At 45.5% G+C, this 15,471-nt stretch carries 18 protein-coding genes and 2 pseudogenes; 5 read left to right on the top strand and 15 right to left on the bottom strand.

Features of this window, described 5'->3' with window-relative positions:
• Positions 1-61: 61 nt before the first annotated feature.
• The 7 genes from QUB61_RS24710 to QUB61_RS24680 all read right to left on the bottom strand — a co-directional run bounded on the left by QUB61_RS24710 (position 62) and on the right by QUB61_RS24680 (position 3,463).
• Positions 62-1,357, bottom strand: coding sequence for a pentapeptide repeat-containing protein (locus tag QUB61_RS24710; RefSeq protein WP_333132819.1), 1,296 nt, complete (start codon positions 1,355-1,357; stop codon positions 62-64).
• Between the two features lie 40 nt (positions 1,358-1,397).
• Entirely contained in the window at positions 1,398-1,733 is a 336-nt protein-coding gene (locus QUB61_RS24705) for a DUF5615 family PIN-like protein (RefSeq protein ID WP_333132818.1), read from the bottom strand.
• A complete protein-coding gene (locus tag QUB61_RS24700; protein WP_333132817.1) occupies positions 1,733-1,963 on the bottom strand; it encodes a DUF433 domain-containing protein in 231 nt (76 codons plus the stop codon). The genes QUB61_RS24705 and QUB61_RS24700 overlap by 1 nt, the downstream gene beginning before the upstream one ends.
• Before the next feature lie 87 nt (positions 1,964-2,050).
• Entirely contained in the window at positions 2,051-2,416 is a 366-nt protein-coding gene (locus QUB61_RS24695) for a type II toxin-antitoxin system PemK/MazF family toxin (protein ID WP_333132816.1), read from the bottom strand.
• A complete protein-coding gene (locus QUB61_RS24690) occupies positions 2,410-2,610 on the bottom strand; it encodes a DUF2281 domain-containing protein (RefSeq protein WP_333132815.1) in 201 nt (66 codons plus the stop codon). The genes QUB61_RS24695 and QUB61_RS24690 overlap by 7 nt, the downstream gene beginning before the upstream one ends.
• Before the next feature lie 95 nt (positions 2,611-2,705).
• On the bottom strand, positions 2,706-3,059 hold the full coding sequence (locus QUB61_RS24685; protein WP_333132814.1) for a XisI protein: 354 nt from the start codon (positions 3,057-3,059) through the stop codon (positions 2,706-2,708).
• On the bottom strand, positions 3,047-3,463 hold the full coding sequence (locus tag QUB61_RS24680) for a XisH family protein (protein ID WP_333132813.1): 417 nt from the start codon (positions 3,461-3,463) through the stop codon (positions 3,047-3,049). Before QUB61_RS24680 ends, QUB61_RS24685 begins: the two co-directional genes overlap by 13 nt.
• Before the next feature lie 349 nt (positions 3,464-3,812).
• Between QUB61_RS24680 and QUB61_RS24675 the strand changes: the two genes are divergently transcribed.
• A complete protein-coding gene (locus QUB61_RS24675) occupies positions 3,813-4,841 on the top strand; it encodes a hypothetical protein (RefSeq protein ID WP_333132812.1) in 1,029 nt (342 codons plus the stop codon).
• Between the two features lie 60 nt (positions 4,842-4,901).
• On the opposite strand, the gene QUB61_RS24670 is transcribed toward QUB61_RS24675, so the two are convergent.
• From QUB61_RS24670 to QUB61_RS24660, 3 genes are all read right to left on the bottom strand, one after another.
• Positions 4,902-5,150: a transporter suffix domain-containing protein gene (locus QUB61_RS24670; RefSeq protein WP_333132811.1), complete on the bottom strand. Its 249-nt coding sequence runs from the start codon at positions 5,148-5,150 to the stop codon at positions 4,902-4,904.
• 243 nt (positions 5,151-5,393) lie between these two features.
• Positions 5,394-6,212, bottom strand: a complete 819-nt coding sequence (locus tag QUB61_RS24665; RefSeq protein WP_333132810.1) for a carbohydrate ABC transporter permease — start codon at positions 6,210-6,212, stop codon at positions 5,394-5,396.
• 232 nt (positions 6,213-6,444) lie between these two features.
• Positions 6,445-6,636, bottom strand: coding sequence for a hypothetical protein (locus QUB61_RS24660; protein ID WP_333132809.1), 192 nt, complete (start codon positions 6,634-6,636; stop codon positions 6,445-6,447).
• A gap of 69 nt (positions 6,637-6,705) precedes the next feature.
• Between QUB61_RS24660 and QUB61_RS24655 the strand changes: the two genes are divergently transcribed.
• The 3 genes and pseudogenes from QUB61_RS24655 (at position 6,706) to QUB61_RS24645 (ending at position 10,259) form a co-directional block, all read left to right on the top strand.
• Positions 6,706-7,398, top strand: a complete 693-nt coding sequence (locus tag QUB61_RS24655) for an aldehyde oxygenase (deformylating) (RefSeq protein WP_333132808.1) — start codon at positions 6,706-6,708, stop codon at positions 7,396-7,398.
• 170 nt (positions 7,399-7,568) lie between these two features.
• On the top strand, positions 7,569-8,594 hold the full coding sequence (locus QUB61_RS24650) for a long-chain acyl-[acyl-carrier-protein] reductase (RefSeq protein WP_333132807.1): 1,026 nt from the start codon (positions 7,569-7,571) through the stop codon (positions 8,592-8,594).
• A 687-nt stretch (positions 8,595-9,281) separates the two neighbouring features.
• Positions 9,282-10,259 (top strand): annotated as a pseudogene (locus tag QUB61_RS24645) (NAD-dependent epimerase/dehydratase family protein).
• Positions 10,260-10,501: 242 nt separating this feature from the next.
• On the opposite strand, the gene QUB61_RS24640 reads toward QUB61_RS24645, so the two are convergent.
• From QUB61_RS24640 to QUB61_RS24625, 5 genes and pseudogenes are all read right to left on the bottom strand, one after another.
• Positions 10,502-11,518 (bottom strand): methyltransferase, encoded by a 1,017-nt coding sequence (locus QUB61_RS24640; protein ID WP_333132806.1) that lies wholly within the window; start codon positions 11,516-11,518, stop codon positions 10,502-10,504.
• Positions 11,519-11,913: 395 nt separating this feature from the next.
• Positions 11,914-12,075 (bottom strand): zinc ribbon domain-containing protein, encoded by a 162-nt coding sequence (locus tag QUB61_RS24635; protein ID WP_333132805.1) that lies wholly within the window; start codon positions 12,073-12,075, stop codon positions 11,914-11,916.
• Positions 12,068-12,424 (bottom strand): transposase, encoded by a 357-nt coding sequence (locus QUB61_RS24630; RefSeq protein ID WP_333132820.1) that lies wholly within the window; start codon positions 12,422-12,424, stop codon positions 12,068-12,070. Before QUB61_RS24630 ends, QUB61_RS24635 begins: the two co-directional genes overlap by 8 nt.
• 641 nt (positions 12,425-13,065) lie before the next feature.
• Positions 13,066-13,158 (bottom strand): annotated as a pseudogene (locus QUB61_RS40040) (hypothetical protein); the annotation flags it as partial.
• 521 nt (positions 13,159-13,679) lie between these two features.
• Positions 13,680-14,270, bottom strand: coding sequence for a tellurite resistance TerB family protein (locus QUB61_RS24625; protein ID WP_333132804.1), 591 nt, complete (start codon positions 14,268-14,270; stop codon positions 13,680-13,682).
• 104 nt (positions 14,271-14,374) lie between these two features.
• Here QUB61_RS24625 and accA point away from each other — a divergent pair, with 104 nt between their 5' ends.
• Positions 14,375-15,355, top strand: coding sequence for an acetyl-CoA carboxylase carboxyl transferase subunit alpha (accA, locus tag QUB61_RS24620; RefSeq protein WP_333132803.1), 981 nt, complete (start codon positions 14,375-14,377; stop codon positions 15,353-15,355).
• The last annotated feature ends 116 nt before the right edge of the window (positions 15,356-15,471 follow it).

Below are 15,471 nucleotides of genomic sequence, written 5' to 3'. Positions count from 1 at the left end.
GCTTTATATTCTACCATGCTGTGCCTAGATTGTGAACCTTCTTTTTTGCTGTTACCCCGATTTATTGAGCGGATACGTTCCAAGCTTCCAAACAAGCACCTGTAACATAAGCTTCTGTAAAATCTGTTGCTAAGGCTTGAGTTTCAGTCAGGTTTGCAAATTCCAAATTAGCTTGATGCAAAGTTGCTTCGCTGAGGTTAGCCTGCTTGAGATTAGCATAGCTGAGATTAACATCGCCTGTCAGGTTTGCTCCTTGGAGATTCGCACCAACATAGGATTTTTTGTAGCCATCGCCAGTGATGAGTAATTTTCGGATGCGAGTATCAGCTAATATCGATTTACCGACTCGCGCGCGAGCGAGTTTTTCTGTCTTTCGGAAGCAAGTGCGAGTGAGATTAGCTGTTCTAAAATCTGTACTTTTGAGAGTTGCCTCAGTGAAATTGGCATCAGTTAGATCCGCCTTGCGAAAGCTAGTGCCACCTGTAGTGGCAAAGACAATGGCAATTTTGAGAACAAAGGCGTGTTTCTCATCCCCAGCCAGGGCACGCCAAGCAATGTAAATACCTAGTCCTGCTAATACTACTGCCACTGCTACTGCCCCTGCCACTGCCCCTGCCACTGCCGCTGCCACTGCCGCTGCCCCTGCCACTGCCACTGCCCCTGCCCCCCCCCCTGCCCCTGCCCCAACCGCTGCCCCAGCCACTGCCGCTGCCACTGCCCCAGCCACTACCCCTGCCACTACCCCTGCGACTGCCCCTGCCCCTGCTCCTGCCCCTGCCCCTGCTGCTGCCACTGCCGCTGCCACTGCCACTGCCACTGCCACTGCCCCTGCGGCTGCCACTGCCGCTAACGCTGCCCCAGCCACTACCACTGCCGCTGCCACTGCCATTGCCCCTGCCCCTGCCCCTGCCCCTGCCCCTGCCGCAGCCACTACCACTGCCACTGCTCCTGCCACTACCACTGCCACTAACGCTGCCCCTGCCCCTGCCCCTGCCCCTGCCCCTAGACCTTGGCAGATAGTAGCCATAAAGAAGATTGCCAAAACTATCAACACAACTACACCGGGAATAATGGTGTACCGTTTGATGTTATCTTGAATGAAAAAAACTGCTACCCAGAAACTAGCAAAGCCTGACATCAATCCCGATATTACCGATAGAAATAGCGAGATAGTTACTAGAAAAATTGTCCAGCGACGTTGGAGTCCAGCTTTGGCACGGGTGAAGTCAGCTTCTCTGAGGAGGGCATTGGTGAAGTTTGCGCCTCGGATGTCTGCACCCATGAATTTTGCACCTGTGAGGTTTTCACCTTTGAAGTTGCGGCCTCGGAGATTTTTACCGGAGAAGTCTTGGGGCATGATTTCACGCAGGGAGGTAGTAGTTATTTTTTCATTTTCCTTAAAACAAAGTGATAATGCCACTATTAGGAGCGTCACTTAAAGCTGCGATCGCATCATAGTTCTCTCTTAGTAGCGCCTCGATATCCCGCGTCGAGCAATTTCCGCGTCGTATCCAAATTACCTTCGGAGGAAATCCCAACAATAGACTCAATTCGCTAAAATCCGCATCCTTGGTAACGACAATATAGTCATGCTGACGAGCATAATCCCAAACCTCGCGATCGGGTGCGGTAGGTAATCCAATCCTATCGACATGAACGGAACCCGGATAAATGTCAGCAAGGAGATTGATAAGACGGGGAGAAAGATTTTGATCTAACAAAAGTAGTTTCATCACCCAACAAATAACATAAACTGCTCTCGTTTAGCCGCGAAACTCAAACAAGCTAAAATATCCTGTTGCGTGAGATAGGGAAAATCATCTAGGATTTCTTGATAAGTCATCCCAGATGCAAGATATTCCAACACGTCATAAACCGTAATTCTCATGCCCCGAATACAGGGTTTGCCACCACGCTTCCCCGGTTCGATCGTAATGATCTTAGCGATGTCTTGTTCTGACATGACATTTTTCCTTTAGCTACTGCTCTCAATTTTAGCATCTCAAAATAGCGATCGCCCCATATCTTTACAATGACGAAGTGCGATCGCTCACAAACCTAAAATCACACGCAGGGCTACTGCCAGCCCATCCATATAATTGTCATCTAAATGACCGATTATCCTAATAACCCTAGATTTGTCAATAACTCGAATCTGTTCGCAAAGTATCACTGAATCTTGATTTAAACCCCCAACTCCAGATGGCACAAATACATGAGAAGGTAAAAGAGCGCGACGAATCTTAGTAGTAAACGGTGCAATAATAGTATGAGGACTTACTGCATTAGCACGATCGATCTGTAAGATGACAACAGGTCTTATGCCAGCTTGCTCTGTACCAACTACCGGATTTAAATCGCACAATATGACATCTCCTCTGGTATAAGTTACATTTACTGATGAAGCCCCTACCATTGAATTTCTCCTCGCGCTAACTTTTCTTCGTAGGCTTCTAAATTCTTTAAATAGTCAGAAAAGTCGGATTCAGTTAACTGTGGCAATTCACTGTTATATTTGAGGAGCAAAAAGTCTATGAAATCATTCACTTCTTGAACAAGTGACTCTGGCAGTTGGGTAATTTTAGCCGAAGTTAGATCGTAAATTGTCATATTTTTACTCTATTTATTCGATTGTTCTTAATTCTAGCATCAGAAGATAGCGATCGCCCCGCAGCTTCTCCTCTCGGACGATCGCACTTATAGCATCAACCAACAGCAAACTCCGTCAATTTCCGTTTAGAGGGATTGTGAAACCCTAAAACAATATCGCTCTTAGGAATTCCTGCTGCTAGTAAATCATCAACTACACACAAATCTGTCCAATCTTCTTCCACCCAAATTTTGCCATCTTTAATACGAAGATACATCGTAATGTGGCAGATCCGTTTTTTTTCCTCCCAACCAGAGCGAAACCAGAGATATTGATCTCGTTTTTCGTCAAAGGCAAGGCGGCTGTCTGTCTCTAATTCATCTAGCGCCATCCCTCCCTTGACACCGAGTTCATAATATTCAGTCAATATTTTTTCGATCGTACTCCGATAGTATTTTAGTCGATCCATTGCAGAATTTCCTCCTTTTCCATTTCAACTACTATTAACAACAGCTTATTTTCATTAATAATTAATTGTATGGACTTGCGTTGAAAAAAGTTTTTGTATACAAAATCGTCAATTGCTAAATATAGCTTGTATTCTGGATCTGTGAGTTTAATGAGATTTCTGTAGACCATATATTGACCGAGTGCGCCGTGAAAATCATACATTAGCGATCGCCCAACAAAGCTCTTAATTTCAACAACTATCTTTTGTCCCTGACGTTGTGCTGCAATCGGTTTTTCTGCTGCTAAATCAGCATATAACTCGGCATCCTCATATTTAATAAAGTATGGATCGGCCGTAATTGTCCAACCGTCTTTGAGTAAGGCATTTTTAACTTCGTTGTGGTAGATATCTTTAGCTGGCATAAATTAACTTGAGTTTTCAGCTACTTAAATTATAGTCAGGCTGACGAGCATATTCTCAAAATTAGCGATCGAGTACAGTAGGTAATCCCATCCTATAATATCCTAATTCACTTTAACTCAATCCCCCCACAGCCAGCACTCGCCTCAAGTCCCATCAGGGGCGTGCCCGGAGTCTTTTTGAGTATCTTTTCGCCGATCGCCCTCCATCGTGCAATAATAATATGACTTGCACAAAAACTCTATTAGTAGGGTGAGCCTAGCCCCCCTGACTACTACAGGTAGCGTCTCAACTGTCAACCCGTGCAAATTCCCACTTAAACCGGCTATTGCACTACACAAATTTTTCCTAATGGCTGAAGTCCCCCTAAATCCCGCAGAACTTGCAGAAGCCCTCAACGGCTTTACCGATATCAATTTCCAATTGCCAGACCCCGAAGACGAACAACTACCAGACTTTGACTTTGAAAATCAAGTTGACAATGCCTGGAAAGTGTGCGATCGCTTCGACTTGCAAACCGACATTTGGCGGGGACGCATTCTCCGAACAGTCCGAGACAGAGAAAAAAAAGGCGGCGAAGGACGCGGCACAGGCTTTTTGAACTGGCTCAAAGAAAGAGAAATTGGCAAAAGTCAAGCCTATTCTTTGATAGAATTAGCTAATAGTGCCGATACTCTGATCCAGCAAGGAGATTTAGACCCAGATTCCATTAGAAACTTCAGCAAAAGAGCCTTTGTAGAAACCGCCAAAGCATCTCCCGAAGTCCAGCAAATGGTAACAGATGCAGCAGCAAATGGCGATCGCATCACCCGCCGCGAAGTCAAACAACTCTCCGACGAATGGATGGCAATGAACTCAGAATTATTGCCCGAAGAAGTCAAAGAAAAAGCATCTACCGGTTCTCTACCTTCCCGCTACCTTGCTCCTTTAGTCAAAGAAATGGAGAAACTCTCCCCATCTCACCAAAGCGAAATTCAAAAAGAAGTAGCAGAAAATCCCGACGTAGATACTGTCAAACAGCTAACTTCCGACGCCAAGAACTTATCAAAATATCTCGACGCCGCCGCCCAAGTGCAAGCTCTCAATCAGCCTCACTTAGACATGGAAATGGCCTTAGAAGAATCTTTGCGAGTCGGCTGTTTGGGAACCACCGCCGACGTTGTAAAACAAGCCGCACAGCTAGAACAAACAGTAGTCAAACTCTACACTATTTGGAAGCGCTTAGGCAGTTTGGCAGATAGATTGTACGTGGATACAGGAGCAAGCACACCCAATTTGCGGTTGCTTTTGGGATGCTTGGACACTCTTTCGGGAGAAAAGATAGAAGTGGACTTCGGAGACGGAGAACGCTCTATTCGCTTGCAAATTTTCAGTGAATAGCTCAACCTTGACCGCAGATAAACGCCAACATCCCGGCTCATTATCTGCGTCGATTCCGGTTCATCTGCGGTTGAAATTTCTGATTTTTTTCCAAAGATAGCGGGGATGCAAATAACGCCGATATTTGGTAACTACTTCTTTCCCCAACAGCACCACGCTAATCCAAAAACAAACTTCTGCCCCAACAGCTAGAACGACAGATAAAGTAGTTTTTTGGGTAATGTCCAGCGGTAGGAACGGCACCACAAACAAGATTACCAGCCAGGGCAGAAAAGATAGGACAAATAAGAACAAACCGAGCTTTTGCATAGATTCACGTAATACAGCTTTGATATCCCCTTTATCTCGCTTGTGGGCTCGGAGTGGACGAAAGTTTGTATAGTAGCGATTTCAATCGCCGAGTGACTGCAAACTCGCATCTTGCACCAATGTCAGCAACAGGCAAGATGCCTGTTCCACAAGAACATTTAGTATTGGTGGAACAAGCATCTTGCCTGTTCTTGAGAATGGTTCAACCTATGACTACAAACTTAATTGCGAAGCATCTCAAACTCAATTCTTAATCCCCGTCGCCGCAATCCCCCGAATAAACTGCCGCTGACCCACCAAAAACAGCAATACCACAGGTACAGTTCCAATTACCACCGCCGCCATCAACAACTGCCAACTGCTAGTAAACTGTTCCTGAAATTCCGCCAAAACCAACTGCACAGTCCGCAACTGGGGCCGCGTCGTAAACACCAGCGGCTTAAACAAATCGTTCCACTCCCCGATAAAAGTAAACAAAAACAGCGTCACCAAAGCAGGGCGGGCCAAAGGTAACATCACCTGCCACAAAACTTGCCAGCGGTTAGCCCCATCCAGCATTGCCGCCTCCTCCAACTCCACCGGAACAGTCATAAAATACTGGCGCAGCAGAAAAATCCCAAAACCGTTAGCCGCCGTCGGCAAAATCAGCGCCCCGTAAGTATTCAGCAAATGGCCCCACTTCAAAATCAAGAAAATCGGAATCACCAAAAGCTGAAACGGAATAGCCAGCGTCGCCAAAACCCCCAAAACTAGGGCCTGCCGCCCCCGAAACTTCAGCCTGGCCAAAGCATAACCGGCCAAAGCAGAAGTCACAACCTGAAAACCAGTCACTGCGATCGCCACTAGAGTAGAATTAAAGAATGCCAACAAAAAATTACCCCGTCGCCAAGCCTCCTGATAGTTCGCCAAAGTCAGGGCTGTGGGCTTGACACCAACACCCGATGGTGACAGCGAAACCAAAAATACAGCAGCCAGCGGCAGCAGCACCAGCGCAGCCCCCGCCAGCAAAAAAATAAAACTCAGCAATTCCAGCGCTTGAGACCTGTCAAAGGATTTACCCATAAATTTGTGAATTAACCTAAAATAATAAGCCTGTGAGGTTCTCCAACCCGATCGCCTCCCAGATTCCCATACAACAACATAATATGTCGTAGAGGGAAAGAAGGAGTACCAAGGGAGGAAGTTGTGATTAGGATATAATTTTAGAGATAGAGTTGGTACTGTAAAACCCTTAAAGGTGGAGACATAGACCGTATTTCTATCATCTATTTCCCGGCAACAGATAGACTAACGACTAATTCAAGTAATTAGTAAATAGATAGCATTCTAGCGATAGTCTTTCTGGAGTGTTCGACGGCAAAAGTCCGGCACACACGCTGAGGACGCCAGTTTTTCCCGGATCGCCAAAGAAAAGTTCTTTGTCGAAAGAATCCTCAGCTATAATCTTTGATTTAGATGGGGTGCGTTCAAAATAGGTAAAGTGCACTGTCACGGACCCCAATTTTAAAGCGGCTTCCAAACATCCCAGAAGCTTATATAAGGAGACTACATATCTATGCCCCAGCTTGAGGCCAGCCCAACAATTGACTTTCAAACCGAAACTTACAAAGATGCTTACAGCCGTATCAACGCCATTGTGATTGAAGGCGAACAAGAAGCTCACGACAACTACCTGACACTGGCCGAACTGTTGGCTGACAAAAAAGCAGAGTTAATTGGCTTGTCCAAGATGGAGAACCGCCACATGAAAGGCTTCCAAGCTTGCGGCAGGAATCTCAAAGTCACGCCGGACATGGCATTTGCCAAGCAGTTCTTTTCGGATTTGCATAGAAACTTCCAAACGGCCGCTGCTCAAGGTCAGATTGTAACTTGCTTGCTGATTCAATCGCTAATTATCGAGTGTTTTGCGATCGCAGCTTACAACATCTACATCCCCGTCGCCGATGACTTTGCCCGCAAAATCACCGAAGGCGTCGTCAAAGAAGAATACAGCCACCTCAACTTTGGGGAAGTCTGGCTGCAAGCTCACTTTGAGGAATCCAAAGCCGAACTCGAAGCCGCCAACCGCCAAAACCTGCCCATCATCTGGAAGCTGCTAAACGCTGTCGCAGACGATGCCCGGGTCTTGGGAATGGAAAAAGACGCTTTAATCGAAGACTTTATGATTGCCTACGGCGAAGCCCTAGGTAACATTGGCTTTAACAACCGCGATATCATGCGGATGTCAGCACAAGGCCTCGCCGCCTAGTTAATTCGGAAATAAGGAATGGGAAAAAAATTAAAAATTAAAAATTAAAAAGGGGATAACTCATTTTTAAATATAAATTTTTAATCTTCCCATCTTCCATCTTCCATCTTCCATCTTCCATCTTCCATCTTCCATCTTCCCTTTTCAATCTTCCTTCATTTGACAACTTAATGTTTGGTCTAATCGGTCACTTAACCAGCTTAGAACACGCCCAATCAGTAGCTAACGAGCTGGGCTATCCAGAATATGCCGATCAAGGTCTCGATTTTTGGTGCAGCGCGCCGCCCCAAATAGTTGATCATATCACCGTAACAAGCATCACTGGACAAAAAATAGAAGGTCGCTATGTGGAGTCCTGTTTTCTGCCAGAAATGCTAGCCACTCGCCGGATTAAAGCAGCCACTCGCAAAATCCTTAATGCGATGGCACACGCTCAAAAAAACGGGATTAACATCACTGCTTTAGGCGGCTTTTCTTCAATCATTTTTGAGACTTTCAACTTGCAGCAAATTAAGCAAATTCGCAATCTCAAGTTGGAGTTCGAGCGCTTCACAACCGGCAACACTCACACGGCTTACATCCTCTGCCGCCAAGTAGAAGAAGCAGCCCCCAAATTAGGGATTGAACTTTCAAAAGCCACTGTAGCCGTTTGCGGTGCTACTGGCGATATTGGCAGTGCGGTGTGTCGCTGGCTGAATGTTAAAACAAATGTAGCAGAATTGTTGCTCATTGCCCGCGACAAAGAACGATTGCAAGATTTGCAATCGGAATTGGGGCGAGGCAAAATCATGGATTTGGAAGAAGCCCTCCCCCAAGCGGATATTGTAGTGTGGGTAGCCAGTATGCCAAAGGGAGTAGAAATTGACCCTAAAACATTGAAGCAACCCTGTTTATTGATTGACGGTGGCTATCCGAAAAATCTGGCAACTCAGGTTCAGCATCCCGAAATTTACGTACTCAATGGCGGCATTGTGGAGCATTCCCTCGATATTGAGTGGAAAATTATGAAGATTGTCAATATGGATGTACCGGGCCGACAGTTGTTTGCCTGTTTTGCTGAATCAATGCTGCTGGAGTTTGAAAAATTGTATACCAATTTTTCTTGGGGACGGAATCAAATTACTGTGGAAAAGATGGAGCAAATCGGTCATATTTCTGTCAAACACGGTTTCCGACCTTTATTAATATCATTTTGATGTTGACAGTTGACAGTTGACAGTTAACTGTAGGAGTTAGGCAGAAAACGGGTTTTTAGGAGAATACTGCTTAAGGCTTTTAATTCTCATAAAAACCCGGTTTCTAGGGGCCGGAAATTTTAATATTACTCCCTAGGTTTTATGCTCAAAAAAACAAGCTAATACTATTCAGTGTTAGTCTGTATAAACGCCCTATAGTAAGATTAGGCAGAAAAATTATGTCTAATATATAGGGCTTGCTGAAAAAGTCTACAGAGCGAATAAGCTCGCGCCCCACAGCTTAAAAAATAGTAGGTGCGTCGCTTATTTCTCAAATTTACCCAGCGACTTGCCACGAAAGTGCAATGGTTTTGAGCCTCGCTTATGCTATAACTTGCACTTGCGGGCGTCAAAAAAAGAATAAAACCGTTATCTCGCTTGCCTTCTGCTTTTATTCAGCAAGCCCTACACAGTTATGCGGCAAGAGAGTTTTGGGGAATCAATGAATCTGACGATCGCCATAATGCAGCTTCTTTCTGAGCAAGCCTTAGTCTCTTCGCAGGCGCGTTACTGACAGAGGCTGTGGTAAAGACTAGATAATGTAAAAATGTTGTATGTTTATTACTTTTTTGAGGGATTACGCTAGAAAAAAACCTTAAAAGTAAACAAGTGCTAGTGACGGGTGCCTCAGGTTTCACGGGGATCTAGTTGACTGAATATTTGTTGCAGAGTGGTGCGAATGTTACTACAATTTTGGCGCACTGGAACCCGAATACGCATTATGTGGGCAGTGGCTTGCTGCATAAGGTACATAATGTGATTGGCAATTTCTCCGACTATGATTTGATCGATCGCGTGATTAAGGAAAACGGTATTTCTACTGTTTTTCATTTGGCTTGGCTATCGATTGAGAAGCTGGCGTTTAATGCACCCAGAATTGCGTTTGAGGTCAATGTGCGGGGAACGTATAATTTGCTGGAGGCGTGCCGAAATAGCCCGGACCCGATCGAAAAGGCGATCGTTGCTTCCAGTGATAAAGCCTATGGAGATAGTCCGCATCTTCCTTATACCTAAGATATGCCATCGATTGGTCGCCATCCTTATGATTGCTCAAAATCATGTGAGGATTTGATATCCCAGGCTTATGCTCATAGCTATGGGTTGCCAGTTGCGATCGGACACTTTGGCAATATTTATGGTGGTGGCGACCCGCATTCGAGCAGCCTCATTCCTGGCAGTATTCGCCGTTTTTATAAAAGGGAAGCGCCGATTATCCGGCTGCCCAAACTTGGCGATTTCCAGCGCGATTATCTGTACGTAAAAGACCTGATTCAGTCTTATATGGCTTTGTACAATGGATGGGATCTGCCCGCAGTGCGGGGGCAGGCATTTAATTGGGCGATGGGGGGAAGCTGGGCGGTGCTGGAGGTGGTCAATCTGATTGCGGCTGTCATGAATTGCAGTGATATTGAACCGGTGTTTGTGCAAACGGATCGTAGCGAGATTTTGCATCAGAAGGTATCAGTGCAAAAGGCTGCCGAGATGCTCAATTGCCATCCTCCCTACAGGTTGGAACAAGGCATTGCCGAAACAGCGCAATGGTATTGTAAATATTTTGAGGCTCCTGTCTTGCTGGGGAATGATATCAATTCCGGTTACACCGGAATGATGGTCCGTTGGGAGTAGGGAGTCGGGAGTCGGGGAATGTGGAATTAGTGACCTTGACTTTATCATTCCAATGCAACCGGAAACGATATGATATTAATGATTTGGATGTGAACTATATTTAATCTGCCTGAACTAGCGCCAGGGATGAGATGAATAAGGCTTTGGAACGAACCATTGCCTTTGAAGTTGGCTCTGGTTCGTTCCATCTGGATGATAAGGTCTATGACGATGGGGGGAAGTAGCGATGGGTAGTCGCCTGCTTATTTGGGCTTGCTGCCAACCACCATCGAATAATAGCCATAGGTATTTATTACCTTGAGATCGGTGAATCCGGCCGTGCTGAGCATCTGGAATAGTTCCGGGGCTGAATACTGTTTTCCTTGTGTCATCAATATCAGGATTAGGGAGAAGGCGGTGGCAACGCTTGGCATATCCTTGCCATCATTGAGCAGAATTTCATGGATGAAGATTTTCCCACCCGGCTCTAGTGCATCAAAACTCTGGCGGACAAAGAATTCACATTTTTCTTTGCCCCAATCATGGAAAATATTGCTGAAGATGATTCCGTCATAGTCGCGCGGCCACGGGTCTTTGAAAAAATCCATTGCAACGGTATCAATTTGCTTGTTCAGTCCCTGAGTGATAATGAATTCATTGGCTATTTGGCAGACAACGGAGAGTTCCAGGATGGTGAATTTCATTTGCGGGTATTTGTCAGCCAGTGGCAGGCAAAAAGTGCCGATCCCGCCACCAATGTCAAGCAGCCTGGTCATACCCGCAAACTCTGCAGATTGTGCAGCCGCAGTTGCGGGGGCGATGGTTTGAGAGTGCATGTGTTGGGCAAATTTTTTAGCCTGTTCAGTGTCAATTTCATGCGTTTCCCAAATATCATTTTTGGAATAAAAGGTCGATGCATCGTTTTTAATCGCATGCATCACCGTTTCATGTGAAACTGGCAAATTCTTCATCAAATGCAAGATTCCACCCCAATAATACTGGCTATCGGGCAGCAGGAAAGTGCGCGCCGTATCGGTAAGATAAAATGTGGCATTTCTTTGCGTCAGGAAACCGATAGATACCATTAATCCGAGCAGCGATTCTGCGCCACGGATGCCTAAAGCCAGTTTGCTGGCGGTTTCCTCTAGCGTTGCAGGCGTTTGTTCTAAAAATGCAAAGAGGCCGATTTCATCTGCGACAGTGAGTGCCGGAAAATAACAGGAAGACATCCAAGTATCCCAAAGCGGACGATCGTTACAGGTTAATAGAGTAGATTGCATGATATTCCTGATGTTGGTTGATGTTATAGCTTAAGGTGGATTGAGGGTTCAAGCCGAATTAAATGACGAGGAAGTTTGCATATTTGACTTAGGCATTAACAACCTAATTATGTCATTCACAAGTGTTGCGAAGAATCTCAAACCCTCGCCAAACCATTAAAATGCCTAAGTCCTGTGCATATTTTATTTCTTTTTTAACGCAGGGTATGCGCCGCGAACAAACCAGACGGTTCACGGAGTACCGTTAGACCGCAGGCTTCTTTTTCCCTTGATGCCAGGGCTTTTTTGAGTGACGTAGAACCACCGCCACTTTCACAATTCAATCCAATCTTTTTGATAAGCTTGGCTGAATTTTCGTCTCGATCTCAAAACTCACCACACTGACAAGAATGCCATCAATCTGACAATTCTTTAGGCACTTTGTTGAGACAATTCCAGCAAGGTTGAGAAGTTCCCTTGGGGTCAAGGAATACAACGCTTTTACCTAATTTCCCAGCGACATATTTGATGACATTAGCAATTTGACCGTGAGCAGCATCAAGCAGTGACTTATTCAAACCACTCTTCGCCGCCTGACCAAATAATCAAGTAAACTAAATTGCCATCTTCAATATCAGTCTTGACTGGGGCGCGTTTACTCCAATTCTTAAGACTAAAATCCTCTACAACCAAAACATGACAATTGTCAAATAACTTATGTGCTGTTTTGAATTGGAAATCAATTCTGGCTCTAGCTACAAATTTATGGAGCTTAGAAATCTTGCCTTTGAGGATTTTCCAGGGCTTAGAACCTTTAACCCTGCTAGCTAACTTTGCTTGAAGTCTGGCAAAGTTTTCAGCAGAGGTTCTCAAAAATCTGGGGTTTTCATCTCGTATACTATTGGATAGGTAGGCGTAATTAGTAATCCCTATATCTATACCAATACTGTTTTCTGCTGTCTGTTGAATTTATACAACCGTTACTGGAACTTTTTTATCTTCTAGCGTTAGGTAAATATGCCATCCATCTGCTTCTGGGATAACCGTTTCAGTCTTAACCTTGAATCCTTTCGGTATTGGTCTATGGAATAGGATTGGCACTTGGCATACTTGGGCGGTAGTCGATACAAATCCTCTGAAGGCTCATCTTTGATAATATTCAAATTATCAAGTTGTTGATAAGTAAGAGATTTGTAGTAAGGTCAACCTTTAAATTTAAGCTGGCCTCTACGATTGCCATTTCTGTCGGGGCTCGTAAAGTTTGAGAAAGAAGTTTCCACAGGATTCACTACATCCTGCAAAACCTGGGAATCCAAGGCTTTGTAATCAGGAAATAGTCTTTTTGTGTTTTTTAAGGCAGTTAAGTGTACAGTTTGCCATTGCACGTAACCATCATCAATGTTTGAGAAAACAGCACCCTTTTTTGTTAAGGGATTACCAGATCCATCTTTTGGTCTACCATCTCTGGTTTGCACTCTAGTTAGAGGAATATTCTTGTAGATTCCCTCTACTGAAACTCGATATGCAGTTAAAGGGCAGGCATTGATAGGTGTTCTAGTCGCTTCCCATTATTTGAATCTCTCGCCTAATCGGTAGTTGTATTGCCGACGGCGAAGTTCGAGGTGAGTCGCTATCGTCACCGCTTGATGTTTAGTGGGTTTTAGGCTGTACTTCTAGGTTAGTTGCCTAAACTTATTGTTTTCGACCTAATTAAAATATACTATATTTGGTCACATTGTTATGATTGTATTACTGTTTCAATTCCTAGAAAGTACATTGACAATCAGGATGCTCCCGAAATATGATTGGGCAGCTTCCGAACAAAGAAGACCGCCACCCCGAGAGATCGAGAGGCGTGGTTGATTCGGGGTACGGAGGCTTATAAGGCCTCCTTTGACCGAAAGCAGCCTGGCTACAAGCCCCCGGATTTTTTGGTGGAGCGAAAAAAAAGCTCCGAATCCTCATCATGAGTCCCCGGATTTATGTGACGAATGTTGTTTACAATGGAGAGCTAGTATTTAAAGACATTCAGGAGCATCCAATTTGTAAATTAATGGCAAAAATTTTTGAGTAGCTTGTGTTGGGAAAATTCAGCGTGAGGCCGATCGCCTATGTAGTTAAAACAAAATGACATAATTCTTACTATTTTCAAACGAACAAGCGCTCGAATAGGCTGAGGCGCTTAGAAGTTTTGACCGCAATTTTTGATAGTCATCACTTCGATAATTTTTTTGCCCATCTCGTCGGAGATTTCTAAAGCTTCGGCAAGTTCCACTAAGAATTCCTTTTCTTCTTGAGTGAATATTCCATCTACCAAAACTAAATCTGTGGCGATCGCAAAAGCGGTTTCTCGAAGCTGAGGAGTTAGGGCATTTTTAGCAGCTGCAAATACCTCAGCCGGATTGTAATGACGGCTCAAGTTCAGGACTTTCTTAAAAAGCTCTTGGAAGTGTTCCCCTGAATAAGAGCTGAACAAGCGGAGGTGATTGGCGGCAAGGGTTTGTCTTTCTTCTTCTGAGATTTGACCGTCGGCGGCAACAGCTAATACAGAAATGGCTGTTAAAGCTTCCGAGGGAGTGAGTTCGATCGTACTTTTGTCGCTTTTTGTACGAACGAACAATTCAGCAGGATTGGGTCTTTTGTTGCTGTTGGCAGGCATAGGGGCGCGGGGAAAGCTCCGGGTAAAACTCTGAGCTGAGCCATAACAGTTTACCACAAAACGAACATCAAGCACCTGGTTTTCAACGGCGTCCGGCAGCAAATCACTATTCAAAATTCAAAACTTTCGATTTTCCCTCTTTTTCAGCATCCCCTGACAGGGTAGGATCTGGAAATAGTCGATCGACAAAACATTAAAACCTTATAGAAATTATCAGCGTGCCAAACTCAGACCGCAAACCACTACTCCTAGATTTTGAAAAGCCGCTGGCGGAACTAGAAACCCGAATTCACCAGATCCGCGAACTCGCCACAGAAAACGGCGTCGATGTCACCGACGAAATTCGCAAACTCGAAGCTCGCTCGGCCCAACTGCGACAAGAAATTTTCAGCAGCTTGTCCCCCATGCAGCGGCTGCAACTCGCCCGTCACCCGCGCCGCCCCAGCACCCTCGATTACATTCAGGCAATTAGCGACGAGTGGATCGAGCTTCACGGCGATCGGCGCGGCACAGACGACCCGGCCCTCGTCGGCGGAATTGCCCGCATAGACGGGCGTCCCACAGTCATCATCGGCCATCAAAAAGGGCGCGACACTAAAGACAATATTGCCCGCAACTTCGGCATGGCTGCTCCCGGCGGCTACCGCAAAGCCCTGCGGTTGATGGAACACGCCGATCGCTTCGGAATGCCAATTTTCACGTTTATCGACACTCCGGGAGCTTGGGCGGGCTTAGAAGCAGAACAGCTCGGACAGGGAGAGGCGATCGCCTGCAACCTCCGAGAAATGTTTCGGCTCGACGTTCCCATCATCTGCACCGTCATCGGCGAAGGAGGTTCCGGCGGCGCATTGGGTATCGGTGTCGGCGAGCGGCTGTTGATGCTGGAACATTCCGTCTACACCGTCGCCACCCCCGAAGCTTGTGCGGCCATCCTCTGGAAAGACTCTGGCAAAGCTAACTTGGCCGCAGAGGCCCTCAAAATCACCTCCTGGGATTTGAAAAACCTCGGCATTCTCGATCAAATAGTACCCGAGCCCATCGGCGGGGCTCACTCGAATCCCCTCAAAGCTGCGTCGATACTCAAACAAGCTTTGTTAGAAAACTTAGCAGAACTGACACAGCTTACTGGTCAGCAGCGGCGCGATATCCGGTATCAAAAGTTTCGCGACATCGGTGTATTCACTGAACTTTCTGCTTGAGCCGATCGATTCAGAGTTATCAGTTAGGACTTAAAAATCTCTTAACTTTAAACTCATAACTGATAACTCATTATTCTGCGGATCTGTCAGCAGTGTTATAATTTCTCAGGTGACAC

Source organism: Microcoleus sp. C2D2, assembly GCF_036702495.1.
In the GTDB taxonomy this organism is placed as follows: domain Bacteria; phylum Cyanobacteriota; class Cyanobacteriia; order Cyanobacteriales; family Microcoleaceae; genus Microcoleus.
The sequence above is the reverse complement of the archived record's forward strand: the minus strand, read 5'-3'. Positions and strand labels throughout refer to the sequence as shown.